The organism is Fervidobacterium islandicum, assembly GCF_000767275.3.
Classification (GTDB): domain Bacteria; phylum Thermotogota; class Thermotogae; order Thermotogales; family Fervidobacteriaceae; genus Fervidobacterium; species Fervidobacterium islandicum.
In genome coordinates, this window is record NZ_CP014334.2 from 1,473,034 (window position 1) to 1,487,394 (window position 14,361).

The window sequence follows — 14,361 nt, forward strand, 5'->3', positions numbered from 1 at the left end:
GATCTCCCTTTCAAAAATCTATTTGACCTTTTTGTAAATAAACGGAGAAGCAACCTCAAGTCCAAGGTTTCTGTAATTGAATATCCTCTCCGTGTTACCCACGAATAATAGTCCGCCAACGCGTAGGCTTTCAGCAAACTTTCTGTAGAGCTCTTCTTTTGCTTCCATCTCAAAGTAGATAACAACATTTCTACAAAGTATCAAGTCGAAGCCTTTTTCAAATGGATCTTGGAGAAGATTGTGCCGTTTGAATTGAACGCGTGCTTTTACATTTGGTTTTACAATGTACTTTCCATCTCGAACGATGAAGTATTTCTGGATGTATTCCGGCGGTGTACTAACCATTGAACGTTCTTCGTATTCACCAATCTGCGCCCTTGTAAGCACGCCAATATCGATATCCGTTGCTAAAACCTTAGCTGTTGGAGGAGCTTTCAGCTCCTCAAGTAGTATCGCCAGTGAGTATGGTTCCTCACCTGAAGAGCATCCCGCACTCCAAGCCCGGAACTTCGAGCCGCTCTCCTGAAGAAGTTGAGGTAAAAATACCTTTTTTAATTCTTCCCATTTTTCCGGATTTCTGAAGAACTCCGTAACGTTAATCGTGAGCTTGTCAAGAAATTCGTCCCTCTTCTTGTTGTCTTTTGAAATGAGTTCGAAGTACTCTTTATAGCTCTTGCAATTGTACTTCCTTATAAGCATTTCAATGCGTCTTTTCATCCTTTCCGGCTTGTAACCGGAAAGGTCCAATCCCATCGTCTCTTTTACTTTTTCAACAAACCATTCGAACTGATCCCATGGGAGTTCTGGGATCTCACCAGATTGGAAATTCGAAATCCAAGCGAACTTCTTGTCCTTGAAGTCGTCCAATGACATACATCTCACCTACCTTCAAAATAACTTTCCCAGTTAAGACATTGCTTCCATCTATCACATCATTCAGCACATTGATCTCAAAATTATCAGTTTTCAATGTAAAACCTGATTTTGTCAAGAAATTACCATCTTTGTAAAAAGCAAGTGCGTAGATGAGAAAATTTTCGTCATTTAACAAAAGCCCCACACCGGTCTTATCACCAGCAAATAAGTATACTTTGTTGCCTGCTCCGATTGTAAATCCATCTTGCGAATTCTCGAAAAAGATATCCATACCGTAAACCCTGAACGTCACGTTAATATTAGTCTTATCGCTCAGTATTGAGAAGTAATCATTCTTGTGGATGTAGCCATCAGCAAAGTAACCTGTGTTAACCCAAGTTGCATTCCAGCTTTTTTTGGCGGGGTTGGCAAATGTTGTGAATGGGATATCGTTGTTCAGGTTTGAGTAGGTAACTTTATACGGTTCATTTCTGAATTCAAAATACTCAAACACATCGGAAAAATCAGGAATGAGTCTTACAAACCCAACTTTTTGTTCGACTTTGATACTTGCACTAAACGTAGCTACAAATTTCCAAAATGAAAAATCGTAGCGTCCGACTAATCTAAATGAAGTATCAAATGGAGAGACGCCAAAAAAGAGCGTCTCTCCCATTAGAAACGTATCCGCAATGAGAATTATAGCAACTAGTAACAAGAAGATACTCCTTACAATTGGAGCTCTACGTTTCAATGTGTTCAGCTCCATTCTCAATGTTTTTTACTATCGGGTCATCACAAAATATGCAATTCGAAACTGCTTAGCCTTCCAACTTTGCCATTATCGCTTCAAGTTCGGCATCGTCGATATCGAAGTTTCCGAAAACTTCCTGTACATCGTCGTTATCTTCAAGTGCATCGACAAGTTTTAAAACTTTCTCCGCATCTGAACCTGTTACTTTTACATAGTTCTTTGGTTTGTAAGTGATCTTTGCAGAACCTTCAAAGCCGTTCTTTGCAAGGTTTTCCTTCAGTGTTGTAAGGTTCTCAGGAGATGTGTAGACAAGCACTGGATCGCCTTCCTCTATGTCTTCCGCCCCTGCGTCAATTGCCAAGAGTGTGAATTCATCCATATCGGCGATCTTTTCTGCAGGTATTTCAACGACACCCTTTCTTTCGAAAATCCAAGCGACCGAACCGCTTTCGGCAAGTGAGCCACCGTTCTTGCTGAGTATGTGCCTCAATTCTTGCGCTGTTCTGTTCTTGTTATCCGTTAGTGCGAGAATGTAAAGCGCAACTCCACCAGGAGCGTATGCTTCGTAGATAACTTCTTCGTATTTTTCGCCTTCGAGTTCTCCAGTACCTTTCTTAATAGATCTTTCAATTGTATCTTTTGGCATGTTCGCTTCTCTTGCTTTTTCAAGAACAGCTCTCAACCTTGGGTTCGTTTCTGGATTTCCGCCACCTTCTCTTGCGGCAACGATGATTTCCCTAATGAGTTTTGTGAAGATTTTCGACCTCTTTGCATCCTGGGCGGCTTTCCTGTGCTTAATATTTGCCCACTTATTGTGACCCGACATACTCTCTTCCTCCCTACTCAGTTGTCTTATTTAAAATGCCTCTTGATTATCTTTCTCCCGGCATGATGACCCTATCTATTATACCATATTCCTGTGCTTCTTGTGCACTCATGAAGAAATCTCTGTCTGTATCTTTTTCTATCCTTTCTATCGGTTGACCAGTGTGCTTGCTAAGGATTTCGTTTAGGAGGTGTTTAATCCTCAAAAGTTCTTTCGTGAGTATCTCTACATCCTTAGCGGTTCCTTCCGCACCACCGAGTGGCTGGTGGATCATTATCCTGCTGTTTGGCAGCGAAAATCTCTTGCCTTTTGTACCTGCGGCAAGTAGCACTGCAGCCATTGAGGCAGCTTGACCAATACATATCGTTGCAACGTCGCATTTAACGTACTGCATCGTATCGTAAATGGCGAGTCCTGCCGTCACCAAACCTCCCGGTGAGTTGATGTAAAGCTGTATATCTTTGTCCGGGTTCTCCGCCTCCAAGAACAACAGCTGTGCAACAACAAGATTGGCGACGTGATCATCAATGGCACTACCAAGGAAGATAATCCTATCTTTTAAGAGCCTCGAGTAAATATCGTACGCACGCTCGTATCTACCTGTTGTTTCAATAACTATCGGCACGTACTGGTCGAGTATCTTTTTCATTTCTCTATCCATTTCCATAAACTCTCATCTCCCTAAACATTTCGAAAAGTTGCTTATTCCCTTTGCTCCTTTGTTTCTTCGTTTTGCTTTTCCTGTTCTTTAAACGATACTTCCTCTATCTGAGCCTGCTGTGCAAGAATCTTTGCAACCTTTGATTCTACTATCTCCATAACTACTTCGTTTCTTATATCCTGCCTGCTCTTGATTATCGCCTCAGCCCTATCCGGACTTACTCCCCATTCAACCGAAACTCTCTCAGCGTAAGTTTTTATATCTTCGGCATCAACTTTTATATCGTTTTCTTCCGCAATCTTTTTAACTACCAGGTCTTTCTTTATCATATTCAGGTAGTAATTCTTCAACTCTTCGACAAGCTTTTCTTCGCTTCCGTAATTTTGAACGTAGGAATCATATTTTCCATCTTCTTTCAGGTTATCTATAATGTTCTCGACAGCCCTTTCGATTGTCTTCTCGCTGATTTCAATTTCCGAAATTTCCGAAATTTGGTCAATAATCTGTGCACGGTAGGATTCTGCCAGTTCTCTGTCGTATATCTCTTTACCTTCTGTTCTAAACTTATCTTTGAGCTGTTCTGTTGTTTCTATGTTTTCAATTGCCAAAGACTTTACAAATTCATCGGTGAATTCTGGGAGAATTCTCTTGTATACCTCTTCTACTTCAAGGACGTATTTGTAGACGATTTTGTCATCGCCCTTTTCGAATGCTCTTTCGAATTCAACAACATCACCCTTTTTCTTTCCGTAAAGCTGTTTGACAACTTCTCTTTCGTCATCCTTTAACAAGACGTATTCTCTTTCTTCCGCATCCCTAAGTTTCTTCTCCCCGAGCATAACCGTTTCTTTCACCTTAACCAAGTCGCCTTCTTCTGCTTCGCCATCTTTTGGTTCGAGAACAGCGTTTTCCTCTATCACGTATTTTATTCTCATGTCAACATAACCATCAAGAACCTCGTCTTCCTTTGCCTTTCTTAGTTTGAGCTTTGTTGGGTCGAATTTAACTACCGGTTCCGTATGAAGTTCAACAACGACTTTTCCACCTTCTGCAGTGAAATTGGCATCGGCAATTACGGGGGGAAGAAGAAGTTGGAATTCTTCTTTATCGAGCTCCTTTTCGACCTCTTTAATCGCTTCATCCGCTACGTATATCTCATAGAATGCATCTTTTAACCTAAGTTTGTATACTTCTTTTGGAACTCTTCCGGGTCTGAAACCTTCGATGTGGTAATTTTTCCTGTTCAGCTCTGCCACGGCTTTGTCTTCGAGTCTCATTATATCTTCTTTGCCAAAAAGGTACTCTCTTATTATAACGTTCTTATCTTTTGAGATTTCTTTGACTTCCATCTTTGCACCTCCTGGATTCACCAAAAAACTGTTTTCTATTATTTATCACTTTAAAAAGGGGCATTCCGCCCCCTCTTTGTGTAGATAATCAGTTCCACATTTTTGACTCAGGATTACTCTTCAACAAGTTGAAGGACTGAAAGCTCTGCTCCGTCGCCTCTTCTCTGGCCAACTTTGATAACCCTTGTGTATCCTCCGTTTTTGGATGCGTATTTAGGAGCTATTTCATCGACAAGTTTATTTACGAGCCTTCTGTCACCAAGTTCTGCGAATATCTGTCTTCTGAGAGCAACACTTTCAGCCTTGTTTTCATCTTTTATCTTGTAAGCCTTTACTGCTTTTGTTATGAGTTTTTCAATGTACGTTTTCCCGACCTTTGCCTTAACCGTCGTCGTCATGATTGTTCCGTGTTCGATTATCTCTTTTGCAAGGTTTCTCATGAGAGAAGCCCTGTGTGAACCGTATCTATTGATTTTGTTCCTCTTCATTCGATGTCTCATCTCATTTGTCCCCCTTTCTTAGCGAAAGACCGAATTTTTCTCTGAGTTTTTCTTTCACTTCGTCAAGCGATTTCACACCAAAATTTTTGATTTTTAGTAAGTCCTCTTCAGTTCTTTCGAGCAAGTCGCCTATTGTCTCTATTTTGTCTCTTTTCAGACAATTCAGTGACCTTGCTGAAAGCTCAAGCTCTTCTATCTTTTTCGATGCAACATCTTCAGCCGATACACTTTCTTCAACTACAGAATATGTTTCTTCATATGCTGGAATTGGTAGTTCTTCGACGTCGCTAAGGCTCTGCTCAATGAAATTGAAGTGGTCGAGTATGATCTTTAGCGAATGTTTCAATGCCTCGGCCGGCTTTATGCTCTTTTTCGTCCAGATTTCAAGTATCAATTTCTCAAAGTCTGTTCTTTTATCAACACGTACGTTCTCAACGAGCCAGTTCACTTTCAAAACAGGACTGTAAACACCATCCATGACAATCCAGCCTATCTCTGGTCTTTCGTTTCTTTCGCTCGCTGGAACGAAACCTTTACCAAACGTTGCGTAGAGCTCAACTTCGATATCAGCATCTTCATTAAGCGTGGCTATGTAATGATTTGGATTTACCACCACGACGCCTGCTGGGCATTGAATATCTTTCGCCGTTAATATAGCTGGACCCTTCTTTTCGATTATCAGCTTAACTGGAGATTCGACGTACGCTTCTACACGCAACTGAACTTTTTTCAAATTCAACAAGATATCCATTATGTCTTCTTTAACGCCTTCTATTGTATCGAACTCGTGGTACTTTTCAGGCTTTACAAATCTAACATCCGTAATTGCAAAGCTTGGTATGGAAGAGAGCAAGACTCTCCTCAACGTGTTTCCTATCGTAACTGCATAGCCCTTTTCAAGCGGCGCCATTGAGTATTTCGCATAGTAGTGGTCTTCGTAAACCGCTTGCTCCTCGAGCTTGAACTTTCTTCCAAAAGTTTGAAGCATTAACATCACCTCGAGTAGAATTCAACGATAGCCTGTACATTGACTGGAAGGTCTGTAACTTCTTCAAGTTTCGGATTCCTGACGTATTTTCCTGTGAATTGGTCGTAATCGACTTCAAGCCATGGAGCAACTGCTCTACCTTTGTTAAGTTCAAGTGCTTGCTTTATCGGCTGAATTCCTCTGCTGCTTTCTTTTATTGAGATTGCATCACCGGGTCTTACTTGGTAAGATGGTATGTCAACCTTCTTACCGTTCACAAGTATGTGACCATGGGAAACGAGCTGCCTTGCAGTTCGTCTATTGATGGCAAATCCAAGTCTATATACCACGTTATCAAGTCTTCTTTCGACCTGAGCAACCAAGTTTTCACGGGTATCGCCCGACTGCTTTGCTGCCCTTTCGTAGTAAATCCTGAACTGTTTTTCAAGAACTCCGTATATTCTCTTCATCGTCTGTTTAGCTCTCAATTGCAAACCGTATTGCGTTAATTTTTTCTTTTCCCTACCGTGCTGTCCGGGTGCGAATGGTCTTTTATCGAAAGGACACTTTTCGCTGAAACATCTTTCGCCTTTCAAATAGAGCTTCATTCCTTCTCTTCTACACAGCCTGCAAAGAGCACCTGTATATCGTGCCATTATTTTCCCTCCTTATCACTTAGACACCAAATTGAGCTGATTATACTCTTCTTCTTTTCGGTGGTCTGCATCCGTTAAATGGAATTGGTGTAGCATCTTTTATGTTTTCAATTTCCAGTCCTGCCGCTTGAAGTGTTCTTATAGCTGTTTCTCTACCTGCACCAGGTCCTTTAACGATTACATCTACCCTTTTGATTCCCATTTTAACAGCTTCTTTTGCAACCTTGTCTGCTGCAAGTTGTGCCGCGTAAGGTGTTCCTTTCCTTGTTCCTTCAAAACCTGCCGTTCCTCCACTGCCCCAGCTTAACACATTTCCATTTGGGTCCGTCAATGTGACTATTGTGTTATTGTACGTGGATTTGATGTGGACTACACCGTGGTCAACGGTTACCTTTTTCTTAGCTTTCGCTCTTGTTCGACCTTTCGCCATTTAGCTTTCCCTCCTTCGGTTCTCTCAGTCCTCAGAAATATCTTGAATAACCTAACCGGTCAAGTCTTTACTTATTTACCCTTTTTCTTAATCCTACTTGGTCTCGGACCTTTGCGTGTCCTTGCATTTGACCTGGTCCTCTGACCTCTCACTGGAAGCCCCAGTTTGTGCCTTAAGCCGCGGTAACACCCGATATCTATGAGCCTTTTGATATTTCTCATGACTTCTGTTCTTAATTCACCTTCGACCTTGTAGTTCTGCTGAATAAACGACGAAATCTTGCTGATTTCATCTTCTGTGAGGTCTTTAACTCTTTTTTCTGGATCTACACCTGTGTGTTTACAGATTTCGAGTGCTCTGGTTGGTCCAATTCCGTATATGTATCTAAGAGCAATATGTACTTTCTTGTTGCTCGGTATTTCAACACCAACGATACGAGCCATTAATCTCCCTCCTCAAAAGATTTTCCACTATCTTAACCCTGTCTCTGGTTGTGTTTTGGGTTTACTTTGCAAATAACGTAAACTCTACCTTTTCTTCTTATAACCTTACAGTACTCGCATCTTTTCCCAACGGATGCTTTTACTTTCATAGCTCCCTCTCCTTTCGGAAAAAATTTGTTCTATTATCATTTATTCTTCGTCGTCAAGTATCTCTTCTTCACCTTTAGCGTCGAGCTTTTTTCGATAAACTATTCGGCCACGTGTAAGGTCGTAAACCGTTAGTTCGACAACCACACGGTCTCCTGGTACAAGCCTGATAAAATTTTTGCGCATCTTTCCAGACACGTGTGCCAATACCTTGAAACCGTTGTCTAGCTGTACTCTGAACATAGCGTTGGGTAGTGCTTCAACTATTGTTCCTTCCATTCGTATGACGTCTTCCTTGTTTTTCAGAAAAATCACCTCTCAGCCTTCCGAGACTTTCCGCCTGGTTAAAAAACTACAAAGTTGTTAATACCTCACAACCACTCTCGGTTACAACAATAGAATGTTCAAAATGTGCTGATCTCTTACCGTCAACGGTAACAACCGTCCAACCATCTTCCAAAACCACTACGTGCCAGCCGCCTTCAGTAACCATAGGTTCTATCGCAAGTGTCATTCCCGCCTTCAAGATTACACCCGTGCCGGGCTTTCCATAATTTGGAACCTGCGGATCTTCGTGAAGTTGCTTGCCGATTCCGTGTCCTACAAAATCTCTGACCACGTTAAATCCGTTGCTTTCTACATAGCTTTGAATAGTGTAAGATACATCTCCCAATCTGATACCAGGTTTCACAACCTCTATTGCCCTCATTAGCGATTCTTTAGTGACCTCGACAAGCTTTTGACCTATCTCGTCAGTCGTTCCAACTATAAACGTTGCTGCCCCGTCTCCATAGTATCCTTCGTAAATTGCCCCGACATCTACTGAGACAATGTCACCTTTTTTGAACACCTTGCTTTTCAAGGGAAACCCGTGAATAACCTCTTCGTTTACGGAAACCGTCGTGATATAAGGATATCCACCGTAACCCTTGAAAGCTGGTTTGCAACGATGTTCCTTAATGACCTTTTCTGCCATGATTTCTATATCGTACGCAGTTGCTCCCTCAACAGCTAATCTCTTTGCTTGCTCAAGCACCGCTGCAACCGCACGACCTGCTATTCTCATTTTTTCTATCTCGTGCTTGGTCTTTACACGTATCATTTCTTTTCAATACCACCCAATATATTAAACAACATTTTCATTACTTCTTCTACACTCTTTCTTCCGTCCAAAGTAAAAAGTTTGTTTTGATTTCTATAATATTCGATTAACGGCGATGTTTTTTCGATGTAGACTCTGTATCTGCCTCTAACAACATCTTCTTTGTCGTCTTCTCTTTGGATGAGTTGCCCACCGCAGTCGTCACAAATACCTTCGGTTTTCGGTGGTAAAGTGATCAAATTGTAAACCTTTCCACACTTTGAGCAGACTCTTCTTGTTGAAATCCTCTGAACAACTGTCTCTTCATCCACTTCGAAATATATAGCTGCGTCAAGTATTTTACCCATAGCCGATAACATTTCGTCCAATGCTTGAGCTTGGTTAAGAGTTCTTGGGTAACCGTCCAAAATGAACCCGTTTGCACAATCTGGTTGTTTCAATCTTTCTTCAACTAAAGCGTTCGTCAGCTCGTCTGGAACGAGGTTCCCTGAATTGACAATGTCTTGGACCTTTTTCCCAAGCTCAGTACCCTTTGCTATGGCCTCTCTAAAAATATCACCTGTTGAGATGTGAGGAATATTGTATTTTTCCACAACTCTTTTCGCGTAAGTTCCCTTTCCCGCACCCGGAGGTCCTAAGAAGACCAAGTTCATAATTCCACCTTCTTTTATTTCCTACCAGCTATTTTACCCTTCTTAACAAATCCTTCGTAGTTTCTCATGATAAGGTGTGCTTCGAGCTGCTGTGCGATATCGAGTGCTACACCAACAGCGATAAGCGCACTTGTCCCACCAAGCCAGATGTTTACCCTGGTTATACCCTCAACGAGGTACGGAAGCAGGGAAATACCTACCAAGAAGATAGCACCTATGAACGTCACCCTGTTGAGTACGTAAGTGATGTATTCTTCCGTCGGCTTACCTGCCCTGATACCAGGGATAAATCCACCGTAACGTTTGATATTCTCCGAGATGTCCTTTGGATCAATAACTACAACGCTGTAGAAGTATGTAAAGAAGAATATGAGTAGTGCGTAGATTATTATCATAAGTGGGCTCTGCATACTGAAGAGCTTGACTGCCCATTGAGCACCTGTTATTTGAGCGATTGCTTCAGGAATACTGACAATTGCCCATGCGAAGATTATTGGAATAACTCCCGAGTGGTTGACCTTTATCGGCAGGTATGTGCTCGTTCCACCATATATCCTTCTTCCAACCATCCTTGTCGCATACTCGATCTTGATTCTTCTTTCAGCTTGTTGAACGTAGATGATAGCAACAACCATGAATATCGCAACAGCGATGAGGAAAATCCAACCGAAGATGTTGAGATTGCCAAGAACAGCAGTCCTGAAGTAAGCCGGGTACCTTGAAACGATACCTGCGAAAATGAGTATACTTACACCATTTCCGATACCTTTTTCCGTGATCCTGTCACCTATCCAAAGAAGGAACATCGTTCCAGCAACAAGAGATACCGTTGAAACAAATGAGAATAACCATCTGTTAACAGCTATTATACCTTGATAACTGTTTGCCAAACCAAATGAAACCACAAACGATTGGAGCGCTGCGAGTCCAAGCGTGAGGTTTTTTGTGTAGTGCTGGAATTTCTTCCTTCCCTCTTCTCCCTCTTTTAAAAGTTCTTTGAGTGAAGGAATGATGGAAGCAAGTAACTGCATGATAATCGATGCGTTGATATACGGTGTAACGCTCATTGAGAATACTGAGAATCGGCTGAATGCACCACCGGTGAAAACGTCATAGAAACTAAGAACGCCACCGGCAAGGCCGGTGCCCTGCTTGGAAAGCGCTTCCCCCCAAGCTTTGATGTTTATACCAGGAACTGGAACGTAAATTCCCAACCTGAAAACAAGTAACATTAAGAATGTAAAGATAACCCTATCCCGAACCTCTGGAATCTTCATCGCATTGCGCAGCGCTTTCCACATTATTAGATCACCTCTATTTTACCGCCGACTTTTTCTATCTTCTCTTTCGCCTTTTCACTGAATTTGTGTGCCTTAACCACAAGTGGCTTGGTTATTTCCCCTCTTGCAAGTATCTTGACACCATCGTACAATTTGTCAATTATGCCTCTTTCCAAAAGAACTTCTGGAGTTACTACATCGTTGCTTTCGAATTTTTCTTCAAGTGTGTCAAGATTAACAACTGCATAGACCTTCTTAGCGAAGTTCTTAAATCCAAACTTTGGAAGTCTTCTGTGTAATGGTGTCTGACCACCTTCCAACCATGGACTAACTTTACCTTTTCCTCTTGCCTTCTGACCTTTGTGTCCTTTACCTGCCGTTTTACCCTTTCCTGAACCCTGACCTCTCCCAAGACGTTTGAATTTCTTATTTGAACCTGGTGTTGGTCTGAGCTGGTCTATAGTTAGAATTTCAGGCATTTCTGATTCCCTCCTTATTTTTATTCTTCAATCTCTTCAACCTTAAGAAGGTGCTTTACCTTTTCAACCATACCTCTTATCTGCGGAGTATCATCTTTAATTACCGTCTGGTGCATTTTTCTCAAACCAAGTCTTCTGACCGTATCTTTTTGGTCGTATTTGTATCCAATTGGACTTCTCACAAGCGTAATTTTCAGCTTTTTCATATCTTAGCCCTCCTTTTTTACTCCGCGAACTACTTGAGCAGGGGTTATATCTCTTAGCGCTGCTATCTTTTCAATTGGATAGAGGTTCTTAATACCATTAATCGTTGCCTGAGCCATAACAACTGGGTTTGTTGAACCCATAGCCTTTGTCAAAACGTTTTGAACACCAGCCAGTTCAAGAATAGCACGGACCGTACCATTTGCGATGATACCAGTACCGGGTGCAGCTGGCTTCATAAGTATTTTTGCTGCATCTTGTCTACCAATTACTTCGTGAGGAATTGTTCCTTTCACTACAGGTACATCGATGATATTCCTTCTTGCGCTGACGAGTGCCTTTCTAATTGCATCTGGCACTTCTCTTGCTTTTCCTACTCCAACACCTACTTTACCTTCCCTGTTACCAACAACAGCAAGAACTCTGAATGAAAGGTTCTTACCACCTTTTGTAACCTTTGTTGTTCTTCTGATTTCTATTATTCTTTCTTCAAATGTTTCAGCAGATTGTTTTATCTTTTCTGTAATTTCTGACACTGTGAGCACCTCCTAACCTATACAATTAGAATTTCAATCCAGCTTCTCTTGCAGCATCCGCAAGAGCCTTAATTCTTCCGTGGTACTTGAATCCACCGCGGTCAAAAACAACGGTAGTTATACCTTTTGCCAGCGCTCTTTCGGCTATAATCTTTCCGACCTCTTTAGCTGCTGCTACGTTCCACGTCTTCTTAACCTTTTCCTTTATATCCTTCTCGACAGTGGATGCTGCGACGAGCGTTCTTCCAGCAATGTCATCTATTATCTGTGCATAGATGTGCTTCTCACTTCTGTAAACGGCGAGTCTTGGTCTTTCGGGCGTTCCAAATATCTTCTTTCTTATTCTTCTATGCCTGATAAGTCTCAATTTCTTGCGATCTTCTCTCTTAATCACGTTTTATACCCCCTTATGCTTTCTTTCCTTCTTTGAGTCTGATGACCTCGTCTACATACTTAATACCCTTGCCACTGTACGGGTTCGGTTCTCTCCATCTTCTGATGTCAGCTGCGAATTGTCCTACTCTCTGTTTATCAATACCGCTGACGATGATTTTGTTCGGTGCTGGTACTTCAACCTTTACATCGGCAGGTATTTCCATTTCTACGGGGTGCGCATAACCAAGGTTCATAACGAGCTTGTTTCCCTGAAGCTGAGCCCTGTAACCAACACCAACGATTTCAAGCTCTTTTTTGAATCCTTCAGTAACACCTATCACCATGTTCCTTACAAGTCTCCAATATGTACCAACCATCGCTTTGAACTTTCTTTCGTCTGCTTTCCTTTTTGCAATCTCAAGATTTGGTGAGAACCATACTTCATTTCCTTCAATTTTGATATTTACATAGGGATGAGCTGCGAGTTTCAACTCGCCTTTCGGACCCTTTACTTTTATTTCAGAGTCGGTGATTGTTAATTGAACGTTCGATGGAAGTACGACGGGCTTTTTCGCAATACGAGACATAGGCTGCACCTCCTTACCAGATATAGGCGATAACTTCTCCACCGACTCCAAGTTCTGCTGCTTCTTTGTCGGTGAGCACACCTTTGGATGTTGAGATTATCGCAATTCCTAAACCATTCTTCACTCTTGGAAGATTGTTCTTGCCTACGTATATCCTTCTTCCTGGTTTTGATACGCGAACAATTCCGTGAATTACTCTTTCTTTGTTCTTTCTGGATCCTTTGTACTTCATCTGGATTCTGAGTATTCCCTGCTTTCCATCTTCAATGTACGTATATCCTTTTATGAATCCTTCTCTTGCCAAAATATCTGCTATCGCCTTTTTCAAATTTGAAGCAGGAACATCTACTTGATCTTTGAAAACAAGGTTTGCATTTCTAATTCTTGTAAGCATGTCAGCTATTGGGTCGCTCCACACGGTTAACACCTCCACGATTACCAGCTTGCTTTCCTAACGCCCGGGAGTTTTCCCTCGTTAGCGAGTCTTCTGAAGCAAACTCTGCATATTCCAAATTCTCTATAAACTGAATGTACTCTTCCACAAATGTGGCACCTTGTGTATTCTCTTACTTTGTACTTTTTCGGCTTTTTCCATCTTTCGACCATTGATTTCTTCGCCATTTAATATTCCCTCCTCACGTTGAACTACTTTTCTACTGAAATTACTGTTTTCTGAACGGGAAGCCGAGTAATTCTAATAACCTCCTTGCTTCCTCGTCTTTCTTTGCCGTCGTAACAATTATGATATCCATTCCCTGAATTCTCTTGATCTGGTCTGGCGAAATTTCTGGGAAGACAAGTTGTTCTGTTAAACCAAAGCTATAGTTTCCTTTTCCATCAAATGAGTTCGGATTGAGTCCTCTGAAGTCCCTAACTTTTGGAAGGACAAGGTTGACAAGCTTGTAAACGAAATTGTACATTCTTGGTCCTCTGAGCGTTACTTTGACACCGATTGTCATGCCTTTTCTGATTTTGAAGTTTGATATACTCTTCTTTGCTCTTGTAATAAGGGGTTTTTGACCGGTAATTAATGAGAGTTCTCTTGCGTGTGACTCAATAACATCCTTGTTTCTGGCACCTTCACCAACACCCATGTTGATGACAACTTTTACAAGTCTCGGAACCTCGTGGATGTTCTTGTATCCAAACTCTTTCATTAACGTCGGTACCACTTCTTTAAGGTATTTATCTTTCAGCGGTACGTATTCGTAGGCCATTTTTTACTCCTCCTTACTTCTTATCTATGATTTCTCCGCATTTCTTGCAGAATCTCACCTTTGAACCGTCTTCTAGTACTTTAAATCCAACTCTTGTTGGCTTGTCACAGCTAGGACACACGAGCATAACTTTTGACCAGTAAAGTGGTGATTCTTTCTCGATGATTCCGCCTTGTCTCAATTGTCCTGTTGGTCTTTGGTGTCTCTTTACTACATTAACTCCTCTGACAAGCAATTTTTGTTCCTTTGGGAGAACCTGGATAACCTCTCCTCTTTTACCTTTGTCCCTTCCAGAAATAACCTGGACTGTATCGCCTTTTTTAATCTTCTGTGCCATCGA

Annotated in this window: 24 protein-coding genes; all 24 read right to left on the reverse strand. The window is 41.6% G+C overall.

Features of this window, described 5'->3' with window-relative positions; genetic code table 11:
* Positions 1–18: 18 nt before the first annotated feature.
* A complete protein-coding gene (locus tag NA23_RS07050; protein ID WP_033191997.1) occupies positions 19–873 on the reverse strand; it encodes a CheR family methyltransferase in 855 nt (284 codons plus the stop codon).
* Positions 812–1,609, reverse strand: a complete 798-nt coding sequence (locus tag NA23_RS07055) for a hypothetical protein (RefSeq protein WP_062946236.1) — start codon at positions 1,607–1,609, stop codon at positions 812–814. The genes NA23_RS07050 and NA23_RS07055 overlap by 62 nt, the downstream gene beginning before the upstream one ends.
* 67 nt (positions 1,610–1,676) lie before the next feature.
* The gene (locus NA23_RS07060; RefSeq protein ID WP_033191999.1) at positions 1,677–2,435 is read right to left on the reverse strand and encodes a YebC/PmpR family DNA-binding transcriptional regulator; all 759 of its coding nucleotides are present in this window, start codon (positions 2,433–2,435) and stop codon (positions 1,677–1,679) included.
* A gap of 46 nt (positions 2,436–2,481) precedes the next feature.
* Positions 2,482–3,096, reverse strand: coding sequence for an ATP-dependent Clp endopeptidase proteolytic subunit ClpP (gene clpP, locus NA23_RS07065; protein ID WP_033192684.1), 615 nt, complete (start codon positions 3,094–3,096; stop codon positions 2,482–2,484).
* Positions 3,097–3,137: 41 nt separating this feature from the next.
* Positions 3,138–4,445 carry a trigger factor gene (locus NA23_RS07070; RefSeq protein WP_033192000.1) on the reverse strand — a complete coding sequence of 436 codons (1,308 nt, stop codon included), beginning with the start codon at positions 4,443–4,445 and terminating at the stop codon, positions 3,138–3,140.
* A 113-nt stretch (positions 4,446–4,558) separates the two neighbouring features.
* The gene (gene rplQ / locus NA23_RS07075; RefSeq protein WP_033192001.1) at positions 4,559–4,945 is read right to left on the reverse strand and encodes a 50S ribosomal protein L17; all 387 of its coding nucleotides are present in this window, start codon (positions 4,943–4,945) and stop codon (positions 4,559–4,561) included.
* A gap of 1 nt (position 4,946) precedes the next feature.
* Positions 4,947–5,933 (reverse strand): DNA-directed RNA polymerase subunit alpha, encoded by a 987-nt coding sequence (locus NA23_RS07080; RefSeq protein WP_033192002.1) that lies wholly within the window; start codon positions 5,931–5,933, stop codon positions 4,947–4,949.
* A 5-nt stretch (positions 5,934–5,938) separates the two neighbouring features.
* Positions 5,939–6,568 (reverse strand): 30S ribosomal protein S4, encoded by a 630-nt coding sequence (gene rpsD / locus NA23_RS07085; protein ID WP_033192003.1) that lies wholly within the window; start codon positions 6,566–6,568, stop codon positions 5,939–5,941.
* A gap of 40 nt (positions 6,569–6,608) precedes the next feature.
* Positions 6,609–6,998 carry a 30S ribosomal protein S11 gene (rpsK, locus tag NA23_RS07090; RefSeq protein ID WP_033192004.1) on the reverse strand — a complete coding sequence of 130 codons (390 nt, stop codon included), beginning with the start codon at positions 6,996–6,998 and terminating at the stop codon, positions 6,609–6,611.
* A 71-nt stretch (positions 6,999–7,069) separates the two neighbouring features.
* The gene (gene rpsM, locus NA23_RS07095) at positions 7,070–7,441 is read right to left on the reverse strand and encodes a 30S ribosomal protein S13 (protein WP_033192005.1); all 372 of its coding nucleotides are present in this window, start codon (positions 7,439–7,441) and stop codon (positions 7,070–7,072) included.
* Positions 7,442–7,473: 32 nt separating this feature from the next.
* Positions 7,474–7,590 (reverse strand): 50S ribosomal protein L36, encoded by a 117-nt coding sequence (gene rpmJ / locus NA23_RS07100; RefSeq protein WP_033192006.1) that lies wholly within the window; start codon positions 7,588–7,590, stop codon positions 7,474–7,476.
* A 40-nt stretch (positions 7,591–7,630) separates the two neighbouring features.
* Complete coding sequence (gene infA, locus NA23_RS07105; protein WP_084384125.1) at positions 7,631–7,894, reverse strand: translation initiation factor IF-1; 264 nt, start codon at positions 7,892–7,894, stop codon at positions 7,631–7,633.
* Positions 7,895–7,940: 46 nt separating this feature from the next.
* Positions 7,941–8,690: a type I methionyl aminopeptidase gene (map, locus tag NA23_RS07110; RefSeq protein WP_033192007.1), complete on the reverse strand. Its 750-nt coding sequence runs from the start codon at positions 8,688–8,690 to the stop codon at positions 7,941–7,943.
* Entirely contained in the window at positions 8,687–9,343 is a 657-nt protein-coding gene (locus NA23_RS07115) for an adenylate kinase (protein WP_033192008.1), read from the reverse strand. The genes map and NA23_RS07115 overlap by 4 nt, the downstream gene beginning before the upstream one ends.
* Before the next feature lie 14 nt (positions 9,344–9,357).
* Positions 9,358–10,644, reverse strand: coding sequence for a preprotein translocase subunit SecY (gene secY / locus NA23_RS07120; protein ID WP_033192009.1), 1,287 nt, complete (start codon positions 10,642–10,644; stop codon positions 9,358–9,360).
* A 2-nt stretch (positions 10,645–10,646) separates the two neighbouring features.
* On the reverse strand, positions 10,647–11,102 hold the full coding sequence (rplO, locus tag NA23_RS07125) for a 50S ribosomal protein L15 (protein WP_033192010.1): 456 nt from the start codon (positions 11,100–11,102) through the stop codon (positions 10,647–10,649).
* 20 nt (positions 11,103–11,122) lie between these two features.
* Positions 11,123–11,308 carry a 50S ribosomal protein L30 gene (rpmD, locus tag NA23_RS07130; protein ID WP_014451910.1) on the reverse strand — a complete coding sequence of 62 codons (186 nt, stop codon included), beginning with the start codon at positions 11,306–11,308 and terminating at the stop codon, positions 11,123–11,125.
* 3 nt (positions 11,309–11,311) lie between these two features.
* Entirely contained in the window at positions 11,312–11,842 is a 531-nt protein-coding gene (gene rpsE / locus NA23_RS07135) for a 30S ribosomal protein S5 (RefSeq protein ID WP_033192011.1), read from the reverse strand.
* 25 nt (positions 11,843–11,867) lie between these two features.
* Complete coding sequence (gene rplR / locus NA23_RS07140) at positions 11,868–12,236, reverse strand: 50S ribosomal protein L18 (protein ID WP_033192012.1); 369 nt, start codon at positions 12,234–12,236, stop codon at positions 11,868–11,870.
* 13 nt (positions 12,237–12,249) lie between these two features.
* On the reverse strand, positions 12,250–12,804 hold the full coding sequence (gene rplF / locus NA23_RS07145; protein WP_033192013.1) for a 50S ribosomal protein L6: 555 nt from the start codon (positions 12,802–12,804) through the stop codon (positions 12,250–12,252).
* Positions 12,805–12,817: 13 nt separating this feature from the next.
* Positions 12,818–13,222, reverse strand: a complete 405-nt coding sequence (rpsH, locus tag NA23_RS07150) for a 30S ribosomal protein S8 (protein WP_033192014.1) — start codon at positions 13,220–13,222, stop codon at positions 12,818–12,820.
* Between the two features lie 17 nt (positions 13,223–13,239).
* Entirely contained in the window at positions 13,240–13,425 is a 186-nt protein-coding gene (locus NA23_RS07155) for a type Z 30S ribosomal protein S14 (RefSeq protein ID WP_029683944.1), read from the reverse strand.
* A gap of 41 nt (positions 13,426–13,466) precedes the next feature.
* A complete protein-coding gene (rplE, locus tag NA23_RS07160) occupies positions 13,467–14,021 on the reverse strand; it encodes a 50S ribosomal protein L5 (protein ID WP_033192015.1) in 555 nt (184 codons plus the stop codon).
* A 13-nt stretch (positions 14,022–14,034) separates the two neighbouring features.
* Complete coding sequence (gene rplX, locus NA23_RS07165) at positions 14,035–14,358, reverse strand: 50S ribosomal protein L24 (protein WP_033192016.1); 324 nt, start codon at positions 14,356–14,358, stop codon at positions 14,035–14,037.
* Positions 14,359–14,361 lie beyond the last annotated feature (3 nt).